The following is a 12,994-nucleotide window of genomic DNA, read 5'->3' on the forward strand; positions in this document are numbered from 1 at the left end:
GGCGTTGCCTGAGTGGAGACCTGGTAAAACCACGCATCACTGCTCTGCCGAGTTTCGTGTGGGTCTTATGACCCATCCAGTGTTGTCGTTGGTGGTGTGGACTCTCAAGCGTGAGGTAAGGGCAATTCGTGGATGCCTTGGCATGTACAGGCGATGAAGGACGTGGCACGCTGCGATAAGCGTCGGGGAGCTGTGAGCAAGCTTTGATCCGACGATTTCCGAATGGGGAAACCCACCTGATCCGATTATCTCGAGCGTCAGCAATGACGGTCGGGGTAATGGGAGAAAGGTATCACTTAGCTGAATAAAATAGGCTTCGTGAAGCGAACCCGGCGAACTGAAACATCTCAGTACCCGGAGGAAAAGACATCAACCGAGATTCCGTTAGTAGTGGCGAGCGAACGCGGACCAGGCCAGTGCCCTCAATTCAACTAGCAGAAGCTTCTGGAAAGGAGCGCCATAGCGGGTGACAGCCCCGTATGCGAAAGTGATGTTGAGGGACTCGAGTAGGGCGGGACACGTGTAATCCTGTCTGAACATGGGGGGACCACCCTCCAAGCCTAAATACTCGTACATGACCGATAGCGAACTAGTACCGTGAGGGAAAGGTGAAAAGCACCCCGATGAGGGGAGTGAAACAGTACCTGAAACGGATTGCCTACAAGCAGTTGGAGCCTCTTTATGGGGTGACAGCGTACCTCTTGCATAATGGGTCTGTGACTTAATGTACCAAGCAAGCTTAAGCCGATAGGTGTAGGCGCAGCGAAAGCGAGTCTGAATAGGGCGACTTAGTTTGGTGTATTAGACCCGAAACCCGGCGATCTAGGCATGACCAGGATGAAGGTGAGGTAACACTCACTGGAGGTCCGAACCGATTAACGTTGAAAAGTTACCGGATGAGTTGTGTTTAGGGGTGAAAGGCCAATCAAGCCGGGAAATAGCTGGTTCTCCGCGAAAACTATTGAGGTAGTGCCTCGGACGAATACCATAGGGGGTAGAGCACTGGATGGGCTAGGGGGTCGCGAGATCTACCAAACCTAACCAAACTCCGAATACCTATGAGTACTATCCGGGAGACAGACGGCGGGTGCTAAGGTCCGTCGTCAAAAGGGAAACAGCCCTGACCTACAGCTAAGGTCCCCAAGTCATCACTAAGTGGGAAAGCATGTGGGAATCCCAAAACAACCAGGAGGTTGGCTTAGAAGCAGCCATCCTTTAAAGAAAGCGTAACAGCTCACTGGTCTAAACAAGGGTTCCTGCGGCGAAGATGTAACGGGGCTAAAGTGATGCACCGAAGCTTAGGATGTGATCGCAAGATCACGTGGTAGCGGAGCGTTCCGTAAGCCTGTGAAGCAGTCTGGTAATGGGCTGTGGAGGTATCGGAAGTGCGAATGCAGACATGAGTAGCGATAAAGAGGGTGAGATGCCCTCTCGCCGAAAGACCAAGGGTTCCTGCGCAAGGCTAATCCGCGCAGGGTGAGCCGGCCCCTAAGACGAGCCCGAAGGGGGTAGTCGATGGGAACCACGTTAATATTCGTGGGCCTGGTGGTGTGTGACGGATCTCGTGTGTTGTACGATCTTATCGGATTGATCGTGCTTCGAAGAGGTCCCGGGAAATAGCCCCACCGTATAGACCGTACCCGAAACCGACACAGGTGGTCAGGTAGAGTATACCAAGGCGCTTGAGAGAAGTGTCCTGAAGGAACTCGGCAAATTGCCTCCGTACCTTCGGAAGAAGGAGGCCCTTGTTCTGCGCAAGCAGTTCAAGGGGGCACAGGCCAGGGGGTAGCGACTGTTTAGCAAAAACACAGGGCTCTGCTAAGTCGGCTTCAAGACGACGTATAGGGTCTGACGCCTGCCCGGTGCCTGAAGGTTAAGTGGAGGGGTGCAAGCTCCGAAATGAAGCCCAGGTAAACGGCGGCCGTAACTATAACGGTCCTAAGGTAGCGAAATTCCTTGTCGGGTAAGTTCCGACCTGCACGAATGGCGTAACGACTTCCCCACTGTCTCCAGGACATGCTCAGCGAAATTGAATTCTCCGTGAAGATGCGGAGTACCCGCGGTTAGACGGAAAGACCCCGTGCACCTTTACTGCAGCTTCAGAGTGGCATTAGGAAGGAACTGTGTAGAATAGGTGGGAGGCTTTGAAGCATTGGCGCCAGCCAGTGTGGAGCCACAATGTGAAATACCACCCTGTTGTTTTCTGATGTCTAACCACGCACCGTCATCCGGTGCTGGGACCCTCTGTGGCGGGTAGTTTGACTGGGGCGGTCGCCTCCTAAAGAGTAACGGAGGCGCGCGAAGGTTGGCTCAGGCCGGTTGGAAACCGGCTGTTAGAGTGCAATGGCATAAGCCAGCCTGACTGCGAGACTGACAAGTCGAGCAGAGACGAAAGTCGGTCATAGTGATCCGGTGGTCCCTCGTGGAAGGGCCATCGCTCAACGGATAAAAGGTACGCCGGGGATAACAGGCTGATAACCCCCAAGAGCTCATATCGACGGGGTTGTTTGGCACCTCGATGTCGGCTCATCACATCCTGGGGCTGGAGCAGGTCCCAAGGGTTTGGCTGTTCGCCAATTAAAGTGGTACGTGAGCTGGGTTCAGAACGTCGCGAGACAGTTTGGTCCCTATCTGCCGTGGGCGTCGAAATTTGAGAGGAGTTGACCCTAGTACGAGAGGACCGGGTTGAACATACCTCTGGTGTACCAGTCGTCGTGCCAACGGCGCAGCTGGGTAGCTATGTATGGACGGGATAACCGCTGAAAGCATCTAAGCGGGAAGCCTCCCTCGAGATAAGATTTCTTAGGACGGTCGAAGACCACGACCTTGATAGATCGGATGTGGAAGTGCGGTAACGCATGGAGCTAACCGATACTAATTGTCCTATTCGCGCTTGAGAGTTCCACCATCAATGACAGCTCTGGCTGACATTCTGGTCGGATGATCCAGTCGCAGCTTTATTCAAACCCGTGTGCACGGTATCGATTTGAAACCCTGATTTGCGCCCAAAGGGCAGCCCAGGCTGCCCGTCGCACGGGCTCCATTGCCTGGTGGCTATGGCGTCTGTGAACCACCCGATCCCATCCCGAACTCGGCCGTGAAACCAGACAGCGCCGATGGTACTATCGCTCAAGCGATGGAAGAGTAGGTCGTCGCCAGGCATTGCAGCCCGTGCGAAACGCAAATCAGCAAAAACCCATTCACAAGTTAAGCGACCTCCGGTCGCGCCCATGGCGCGGGATGGAGCAGCCCGGTAGCTCGTCAGGCTCATAACCTGAAGGTCGCAGGTTCAAATCCTGCTCCCGCAACCAAGGTCGCTCGCCGCACCAAAGCCGCCCCGGGCGGCCTTTGGGTGCCGCCGTCTCGTCAGGCTCACAACCTGAAGGCCGTCAGACAAATCCTGACCCCGCAACCAGCCAAAGCCCGCATGCCGCAAAGCACGCGGGCTTTCTTGCGTCCTGCTCCGCGCTTGTCGTGCGACGCAGGTGAAGGGAAAGGCCGGAGTGGTCGGGCAACCCGACCACTCCCCGTCATGACGAACACGAAACGGCTGCCGCGCGTCCGCTACACCCAATAGTCCAGATGGTGTTGCTGCGACGTGGCGTAATCATGCGCTGACATGTCGGCCCATCCGAGTTGCCCGGCGCTTTCCGTCTCGGCGCCTTCCGGAGCCCGCCGCTCGCCCTCGCGGAGGAAGCCGAACATCACGTCGTCGCTCGCGGCGGCCGAATAATGGTCGTCCAGCCCCGCGACGTGCCCGAGCTCATGCATGACTACCGTCAGCAGATCGATGCCCGCAGGGCCATTGTCCCCCGCGAATTCGAGATCGTCGAACGGCGTCGCATCGAGATACCAGCCGAAGCCGGCGGCATTGCTGTCGATCAGCACTCCGCCGCTGCCGTGCAAGCCGAGATCGAGCCCGGCCAGATCGGCGACCGCGAACGATGTGGCGCGCATCGCGGCGACCGCGTCGGCGCCGGCGCCGGCATCCGCCCAACGCTGGATGGCGGCATCGACAAGGCCATCGAGCTCGGTCTGGCCGAGCAGATGGCCGGTGCCGGCCGACGGTCCGGCGACGGCGTCCGCCATCAGTGGCGTCGGATTGTCGGGGACCAGCGCGATGCCCCCGGCCGGCGAGGTCGCCCCGCCGGTCTGGCTCACGACGATGTTCGCCGCGGTGGCGACCGGCGTGTTGCCGTTGGCGTTCCAGGTGGCGACCGCATCATCGTCGAGGCCCGGCCCGCCCTCGACGAAACCGCCGAGGAAGATCCGCGGATCGGAGGTGCCGTCCAGATCCGAGGTGCGAAGGCGCAGCAGGTTGGTGGGTCCGCCGGCAAGGACATCGTTGTTGATGATGTTGGCATAGACCTGGTTGGTCTCGCCGGCCGCCGAGGAACCGGCGGTGATGTTGATGTCGGCAAGGGCGGTGGCGTTCGAATCGAGCGTGTTGTTGTCGAGCGTGAGATCGAGCCGCGCGTCGCCGAAGCGCGCCTGCGCCTCGATCGATGCGCTGCTGTTGCCGGTACCCATGGTGAAATTGTTGTTGCGGACCTCGACGATCGCAGTGCTGCCGGTGTCTTGCGGAAGAATGCGCACGCCCGATCCAGCCGCATTGGCAGTGACGATATTGTCGTTGATCCGCCCTTCGATGTCGGCGCCGCCGAAAGCCGTGACGTTGATCGCGTTGCCGCCGCGGCTGGTCACGGTGTTGCCGATGACGTTGAACGAAAATTGCGACGCGTTGCCTGCATTGAGATCGATGCCGGTGCCGATCGCCGCTTCGCTGTCGATGAGATTGTTGACGATATCGACGCTGACGATCGAATCATGATCGCCGACGACCTGGATCGCCTGGGTCCGGAGCCGCACGAAATCGCTGTCGATGATGTCGATGTTGGTGACTGGCGCGCCCGGCGCGGTGCTGAAGCTGCGGAACTGCAGGCCGCCATCGCCATTGGGGTTGACCGGACCACCGCCGATCACGGTCTGGCTGTCGCGGATGGTGACGTTGTCGAGCACGAGGTTGAGTCCGACATCGGTGTTGACGATGTCGAGCCCGTTGGTCTCCGAGAAGGAGATGTCGGTGTTCGAGATCGAGGAATTGCCCGACAGATTGGTGAACTCGAGGCCGCTTTCGTTCACGGCATTGCCGGCCTGGGTGATCGTGCTGTTGTTCATCACGAAATCGGCGACGTTGATGCCGACGACGCCGCTGTCGGCGGCGCCGTCGATATCGACATTGTCGAACGATGCGCCGTTCACGCCGCTCAGATAGATCGCGCCGTTGGAATTGCTCACGTCGAGATCGGTCGAAGTGCCGTTGGTCAGATTGGCGTTGGTGAGGGCGACATTGGCGATGCTCACCTCCGCGGTGTTGATCAGTTCGATGCCGCGCACGCCGATATTCTGGATCGTGCCGCCTGAGCCGTCGTTGCCGGTGCCGGTGATGTGCAGCCCGCCCGCCGTTCCGGTGCCGTTGAGCCGGATTGCGTAGGCGCCGCCATCGGCCGAGACGCTCTCGAAGGTCAGGTCGGCCGCGCCGATCGCAGTGCCGCTGACCGACACCGCGACCCCCGTGGTCGAGGTCACGCTGTTGCCCGCGCCGGTCGCGGTGACCGACCCGCCGCCGCTGGCGTTGAGACCCGCGCCGCTGGTGGTGACGATGTCGAGCCCGCCGCCAAGCGCCAGCGCGCCGCTGTTGCCGGTGAAGTTGACGGCGGTGGTGGTGCCGGTCGAGACCGTGCCGCCGCCGGTGAAGCTGGCGCTGAGCGACGATCCGGTGATGTCGATGCCGCCGCCGCTATGCGTGCCGGTGATCGTCGTCGCGCCGGTGACGGTGAAGCTGCCGCTCACGCCGGCCAGGTCGATCGCGCCGCCGCTCGAGCCCGAGGAGGCGGCGCTGTTGAGCGCGACATTGAGCGTACCGCCCTGATCCACGTCGATGATCTGGCCCACGCCCGATTTGCCGACGTCGCTGACCGTCAGCGTGCCGACGCCGCCGCCGCCGTCGGAGATGCCCGCGCCGGTGGTGTCGCCGATGTCGAAGCCCGAGATATGGTTGTTCTGGGCAAGATCGACGCCGTTGTTCGTGCCGCCGGTGACGATGATCGTCGGCCGGCCGGTGCCCTGCTCGATCGTCTCGGCGCCGATCACCAGATCCTGGCCGCCGCCGACCAAGGTCTGACCGTTCAGCAGATTGATGCCGTCGGCCTCGGAATAGGTGCCGGTGCCTTCGCGCAGATAGATGGTGTCGCCGGTGCCGGGGCCGCTCGGCGAGCCCTGCGCCGCGTTGAAGGCCGCGAGCGACGTGAACGGATCGGCCTGTGTGCCCAGATTGGCGCTGCCGACCGCGGCATTGTCGATGAACCAGACCTGGTTCGCCCCGACAGTGACGGTCACCGTCGCGGTGTCGGTTGCGCCGTCGGCGTCGGTGAGCGTGTAGGTGAAGCTGTCGGCACCGCTGAAACCGACCGGCGGCTCGTAGGTGAACGAGCCGTCGGGATTTACGGTCACGCTGCCGCCGTTCGCCGATGTCGCGTCGAAGGCAGTGACCGAAGCCTCGCCCGGCCCGGCGCCGACTCCGCCATCGTCGGTGTCGTTGGCGAGCACGCCGTCATTCGCATCGACGGTGAGCGTGACGTTGCCGACCACCGAATAAGCGTCGTCGACTGCGTCGGGCGGCAGATTGTCGGACTCGCCGGTGATCGTGACGGTCACGTCCTGCGTCGTGGTGCCGCCATGTCCGTCATCCACCGAGACGGTGTAGACTTGCGTCAGCGTCTCGCCTTCGTCGAGGAAATCGATCGCGCTGTCGTCGACTGCGAAATGCCAGCCGACGCTGTCGGTGCCCTGGTTGACGGCATCGAGCGTGAAGGTGCCGACATAGCCACTGTCTTGCGGCACGAAGCTCGCGCTGTGCGTGTCGCTCAAATCGGCGTCGTCGAACGCGATCGTGCCGCTGTCCTGGTGCGTGAAGGCATTCTCGTTCGGATCTCCATTGGGCAGTTCGGTAATGCTGCCCGTGGCATCGGTGCCGCCGGCATCGATCACCGGCGCGTCGTTGGTGCCGGTGACGGTGAGGGCGATCGTCGATGCGGCGGTGGCGCCATGTTCGTCGGCGATCGAATAATTGACCGTGACGACAGTGCTTTCGCCGACCGCGAGATAGTCGAAATCGCTGCCCGGGGCGAACTGCACCTGGTTCCCGACCACCGATGCGGTGCCTTGGCCCGACGGGGTGGAGGCAGTCGTGACCGTGAGCACCGCGCCGTCGTCCGCATCGGTATCGTTGCCGAGGACATTGACGAGGATCGTCGCGTTCTCGGTCGTCGCGGCGGCGTCCGGATTGGCGACGGGGCCGTCATTGGTGCCGGTGACGGTGACCGTCACGGTCGAGGCGGAAGCGGCGCCGAACTGGTCCTGCATCGTGTAATTGAGCGTGACGCTGGCGGTCGCGCCCACCGCGAGATGGTCGAAGTCGCTGCCCGGATTGAACTGGACCTGATTGCCGACCACGGCGGCGCTGCCTTGTCCCGCCGGGGCCGAAGCGCCGGTGACGGTGAGCACCGCGCCATTGTCGACATCGGTGTCGTTGGCGAGGACGTTGATCGATATGCTCGCATTCTCGGTCGTCGCCGCATTGTCGGGATTGGCGACGGGCGCGTCGTTCACGCCGGTGATCGTGAAAACGAGGTTGGCGGTGTCCGAGGCGCTGCCGTCCGACGCGGTGTAGGTGAAGCTGTCCTGCACCACCTGTCCCTGCGCGAGGGTCTGCGCCGTTGCGTTGAGCACATAGTTATAGGTGCCGTCGGCATTGAGCGTCAGCGTGCCATAGGTGCCGTTGAACACGCCGGGAGTGGCGGTCAGCGTATCGCCCTCGAAGTCGAAATCATTGTCGAGCACGCTCGCGGTGCCGCTGCTGTAATTGCCGGCATCCTCGGTGAGCGCGGCCGCGTCGTCGGCCGCGAACGGCGCGTTATTCGCAGTGAGATCAATAGTGACGTCGGCGAATTGCAGCCGCTCGACCGAGACCAACAGGTCGGTGCCGTCCGTGCCCGAACCGGGCCCGCCGGGGCCGTTATGCACCACGCCCGCGATCGGCCCGAGCCGATAGATCGTGTAATCGGCGAGCGAGCCCGAATAGACTGCGGTATCGGTGCCCGCGCCGCCGTCGATGACGTCGAATCCCGCACCGCCGGTGAGCGTATCGTTGCCGTTGCCGCCCGACAGATTGTCATTGCCGCTGCCGCCCGAGAGCGTGTCGTCATCGTCGTCGCCGGAAAGCTGGTCGTTGCCGTCGCCGCCGATCAGGATGTCGTTGCCGGTGCCGCCCGACAGCTCGTCGTCGTCGGTGCCGCCGTCCAGCGTATCGGCGCCGTTGCCGCCGAACAAATGATCGAGCCCCGCGCCGCCATGGAGATAGTCGTTGCCGTCGTCGCCATAGAGCGTGTCGCTATCGGCCTCGCCATAGAGGGTGTCGTTGCCCGTGCCGCCATGCATCACGTCATTGCCGGTACCACCGGTCAGCGTGTCGTCATTGGCATCCCCGAACATGTCGTCATTGCCCACGCCGCCGCTCATGACGTCGTTGCCGTTTCCTCCCGACATGTCGTCATTGCCGTCTTCGCCATAAAGTGTGTCGTTGCCGTCATTGCCTTCGATGTCGTCGTTGCCGGTTCCCCCATAGATCGTGTCGTTTCCGCCGCGCCCATAGAGATGGTCGTTTCCGCCAAGGCCATAGATCGTGTCATCGCCGTTGGAGCCGTTGATGGTGTTGCTACCATTATTGCCGGTGTAGATGGGCACATCCGTCTCCTATTGTTGCATTGCAGGAAGCAGCCGATTTGCGACGAAAAGAGCATGGAATAACAATTACAAAGCTCGCCGTATTCGGCGCGCATGTGCGGAAATTGTTGATGTGGTCCCAATCCCCCGTCCGAACGCAGCGCTCGAAATCTCGAACGAAACTTTGCCCCGCGCGACTCGATCTTATTTCATATCGGAACACGCACAGGTTACTCGCCGATGACTTCGAGTCCATAGCAAATCATTTTGGCCGGGGCCTGCGCGGAAAGATCCGATTCCAATCAAGGATCGGCAGGACGAGGCGTGCCCCCGTTTCAGGCCCTGGCGCCCGCGGCGACCGGCTTCCCTGCGATCGACACCAATCGCGAACGCAGCCATAAGGGGGCGCGGGAGTTGCTACGGCGTGACGACAAGCTTGGATGAAGCGCCGGACGAAGTGACTGCGGGAGTGCCTCCCCGCCGTGCGCGCTGGGGACGCTTGTTTCTAGCGCTGTTCGTGCTGCTGCTGACCGCATTGCTCGTCGCGTGGTTGCAGCGGCGCACCATCGCGCGCGAATTCGTCGATCGGGAATTGAGCCGCCGGGGCGTCCGCGCCCAGTACGAGATCGAGCAGCTCTCCCCCTGGCGTCAGCGGCTCACCCATGTCGTGATCGGCGATCCCCGCAATCCCGATCTGACCGCCGACTGGGTCGAGCTGGGTACCACGCTGTCGCCCTGGGGCGCCAAGGTGCTGGCGTTGCGCTCCGGTGAGGTCCGTATGAAGGCGCGACTGGTGCAGGGTCAATTGTCGCTGGGGGCGATCGACCGGCTGATGCCGCCTTCGTCGGGGAAACCTTTTACGCTGCCGCACATCGAACTCGCCGTCGCCGATCTGCGGATGCGGCTGGATAGCGGGCACGGCGTTGTCGATTTCCGGATGGCGGGCAAGGGGATGCTCGATGACGGCTTCACGGGCGCCACGCGCATCGCCGCGCAGCGGCTGGATATCGCCGGTTGTTCGATACTCGACCTGTCAGCTTCGGTGGCGCTCCACATTCGCCGCGCCCGACCCGATCTGGCCGGTCCGTTGGCAGCGGCGAGCCTCGATTGCGGCACCATCCGCGCCGATCAGCCACGGGTCGCGCTCAAGGCGATGCTGAGCGAGGGACTGGACAATTGGAACGGTACGGCGCGTGTGAACCTCGCCGCGCTCTCCATGCCCCGGCGGCGCGTTTCCCAAGTGGCGGGGGACGTGTCCTTTGCCGGCGGTGCCTTGGGAACGCGCGGCAAGGTCGCTCTCGGCACGGGGCGCTTCGACATGCCCCAGGCGGCGGGAGAGCGGTTGCAGCTCGGCGGTGGTTTTGCCCAGCGCGGGAGTGGCTTCGAATATCGCGGGAGGATCGCCGCCGGCTCGACGCGCCTCTCGCGGGCGTTGCTCGACAAGATCCGGAGCACTGCCGCCGCTGCACAGGGCACGCCGATCGGACCGATCGTCGCGCAATTGGCCGGTGCCACCGCCACGGCGGCTGCCGCGTTCGATGCGAGTGCCGACCTCGTCCTCACCGTCTCGCCGACTGGAATGCAATACCGCCTGCCGCGTCTGGAAGTCGCCGCGGCAAATGGCGCTCGATTCTCGTTCGACCGCGGGGATGGCGTGCGCGGGGACGCCAGTGGCGCGGCGCCGCGGCTCGACGGAACGCTCGCGCTGCGCGGCGGCGGAATGCCTGAAGTGCTGGTCCGCCTGTCACAGAAACCGGGTGACGCGCAGATCTACGGCGTCGGCTTCCTCCAGCCTTATGCCGCCGAGGGTGCGAGCCTCGCATTGTCGAACCTGGTCTTCGTGCTTGGGGATCGCGGCGGCACGATGCGGACATTCGCCACCCTTTCGGGGCCCTTTGCGGGCGGGCGGATCGATCGCCTCGCACTCCCGCTCGATGCACGCTGGCGCGACCGGAGCATCACCTTGAATCCGGGCTGCGTTCCCGTCCGCTTCGAGCGGATCGCCGCGGCGGGGGTAGTGCTGATGCCAGCGGGCGTGACGGCCTGTCCGCTGGGCAGCGCGATGGTGCGCACCGGCCCGGGCGGCGTGGGCGGCGGCGTTCGCCTCGTACACCCGGGCCTCTCCGGCCGGGTCGGCTCCAGCCCGCTCGCCTTGCGAGCGGCGGAGGCACGGTTCGAGCTGGGGACCCGCCGGTTCGAAGTGACCGGGACGGCGGTGCGTCTCGGCGCGGGGAGCATCACGCGCCTCGATATCGGCACGCTCTCCGGCCGCTTCGGCGACGTCATCGGCGGTGACTTTGCCGATCTCGGCGGCCAGATCGGCAGCGTGCCGCTGGTGATCTCCGGCGGCGCGGGAACATGGAAAGCCGATGCCACGGGTCTGTCGCTCGCGGGGCGGCTGCAAGTCGCCGACACCGCCGCGCCGGTGCGTTTCCACCCGCTCGCCAGCGACGACGCGATGCTGCGGCTGGCTGGCAACGATATCGTCGCCACTGCCGGCCTCAAGACTCCCACCGCCGGCGTGCCGGTGGGGCGGGTGGAAATCCGGCACGACCTCTCCACCGGCAAGGGCGTCGCATCAATCGCGGTGCCCGGCCTGCGCTTCGCCGAAAGCGGGCTGCAGCCCAGCGACCTCACGCCGCTCACCTTCGGCGTGATCGCCGACGTGAGCGGAACCGTGGAAGGCGAAGGCCGCATCCTGTGGTCGCCCGAAGGCGTGACCAGTACAGGCCGCTTCGGCACCCGCAGCGCGGATCTGGCCGCGGCGTTCGGGTCGGTCCGCGGCCTCGCCACCGAAATCCGGTTCAGCGATCTCCTCAACATGCGCACTGAACCCGGCCAGGTCGCGACCGTCGCCGAGATCAACCCCGGCGTACCGGTCAGCAACGGCGCGATCCGCTTCCGCCTGCTCGACAGCCAGCGTGTCGAGGTGGAAGGCGGGCGCTGGCCCTTCGCCGGCGGCGAACTCGTGCTCGAGCCGACGATCCTCGACTTCAGCCAGAGCCGCGAGCGGCGCATGACCTTTCGGGTTATCGGCGCCGACGCGGCCTTGTTCCTGAAGGAGATGGAGTTCGAGAATCTCGACGCCACCGGCACGTTCGACGGAACGCTGCCGATGATCTTCGACGAGAAAGGCGGCCGTATCGAAGGGGGCAGCCTGCGCGCCCGCGCCGGCGGTTCGGTCGCCTATGTCGGCGAGATCTCGCAGCACGACGTGGGTTTCTGGGGCAATATGGCGTTCCAGGCGCTGAAGGCGCTCGACTATCGCAGCCTGACGATCGCCATGAACGGTCCGCTCGCCGGCGACATGGTCACCGAGATCCGCTTTTCCGGCGTCAGCCAGGGCAAGGGGACCAAATCCAATTTCCTGTTGAAGCGGCTGGCGAAATTGCCCTTCGTGTTCAACGTCCGGGTCAGCGCGCCGTTCAAGCAGCTGCTCGATTCGGTGCAGTCCTGGTACGATCCGAACCGGCTGATCGAGCGCAACCTGCCCTCGTTGCTCGAAGAACAGGAACGATCCGGCGGCGAAAACGGCGCGAAGCCGGTTCAGCCGCGCGAAAGCGACAAGCTGCGATGAAGGGAGCCGTGATGCGGTTGAATCGAACTACAGGCCTTTTGGCGATGCTCCCGATCGGAGCCACGATCGGCGGCTGCGTCAACGTGACGGCGCCCGACAAGCCGATCGTCATCAACCTCAACATATCGATCACCCAGGAAGTGGTGTATCGCCTCGACAACAAGGCGAAGACACTGATCCAGGAAAATCCGGGAATCTTCTGATGCGCCCTATGCTCTTCACCGCCGCGCTTGCGGCAGCTGCGTTGACCGTCACGCCGGCGCTCGCCCAGCGCGATCCGGCCTATGCCGCGGCGCGCGCCGCGGGTCAGGTCGGCGAACAGCCCGACGGCTATCTCGGGATCGTCGGCACGGCGACCCCGGAGCTTCGCGCCTTGGTCAACAACCTCAATATCCAGCGCAAGAAGCAATATACCGATCAGGCTGCGGCGGGCTCGACCGTGCAGCAGATGGCGTTCGTCACCGGCTGCAACCTGATCCTGCGTACGGCGCCGGGCGAGAAATATCAGGCGCCCGACGGCCGCTGGCTCACCCGCGGTGCCGAAGCACCCGTGCGCGATCCGCGCTGTCTTTGAGCCGATAAGGCGAAATCGCGCTCTAGTTTCCCCTCCCGGTAAGGGAGGGGATCAAGGGG

4 protein-coding genes, 1 tRNA gene and 2 rRNA genes are annotated in these 12,994 nt (G+C 63.3%); 6 read left to right on the forward strand and 1 reads right to left on the reverse strand.

Going from position 1 to position 12,994, the window contains the following annotated elements:
- The first annotated feature begins 105 nt into the window (after nucleotides 1-105).
- From BR78_RS0116055 to BR78_RS0116065, 3 genes are all read left to right on the forward strand, one after another.
- Nucleotides 106-2,898, forward strand: a 23S ribosomal RNA gene (locus BR78_RS0116055).
- A 148-nt stretch (nucleotides 2,899-3,046) separates the two neighbouring features.
- Nucleotides 3,047-3,161, forward strand: a 5S ribosomal RNA gene (gene rrf, locus BR78_RS0116060).
- Nucleotides 3,162-3,234: 73 nt separating this feature from the next.
- A tRNA-Met gene (locus tag BR78_RS0116065) sits at nucleotides 3,235-3,311 on the forward strand.
- Nucleotides 3,312-3,564: 253 nt separating this feature from the next.
- Here the strand turns inward: BR78_RS0116065 and BR78_RS20620 are convergent.
- On the reverse strand, nucleotides 3,565-8,805 hold the full coding sequence (locus BR78_RS20620; protein WP_037566989.1) for an Ig-like domain-containing protein: 5,241 nt from the start codon (nucleotides 8,803-8,805) through the stop codon (nucleotides 3,565-3,567).
- Between the two features lie 403 nt (nucleotides 8,806-9,208).
- Here BR78_RS20620 and BR78_RS0116075 point away from each other — a divergent pair, with 403 nt between their 5' ends.
- Genes BR78_RS0116075 through BR78_RS0116085 form a run of 3 tightly spaced genes read left to right on the forward strand, consistent with a single transcriptional unit; the run spans nucleotide 9,209 to nucleotide 12,935 of the window.
- Nucleotides 9,209-12,361, forward strand: a complete 3,153-nt coding sequence (locus tag BR78_RS0116075; RefSeq protein ID WP_029937053.1) for an intermembrane phospholipid transport protein YdbH family protein — start codon at nucleotides 9,209-9,211, stop codon at nucleotides 12,359-12,361.
- Nucleotides 12,362-12,405: 44 nt separating this feature from the next.
- On the forward strand, nucleotides 12,406-12,564 hold the full coding sequence (locus BR78_RS20625; protein WP_081855854.1) for a YnbE family lipoprotein: 159 nt from the start codon (nucleotides 12,406-12,408) through the stop codon (nucleotides 12,562-12,564).
- On the forward strand, nucleotides 12,564-12,935 hold the full coding sequence (locus BR78_RS0116085) for a YdbL family protein (RefSeq protein ID WP_029728707.1): 372 nt from the start codon (nucleotides 12,564-12,566) through the stop codon (nucleotides 12,933-12,935). The genes BR78_RS20625 and BR78_RS0116085 overlap by 1 nt, the downstream gene beginning before the upstream one ends.
- Nucleotides 12,936-12,994: the final 59 nt, after the last annotated feature.

The organism is Sphingomonas sp. UNC305MFCol5.2 (assembly GCF_000712135.1).
Taxonomy (GTDB): Bacteria; Pseudomonadota; Alphaproteobacteria; order Sphingomonadales; family Sphingomonadaceae; genus Sphingomonas.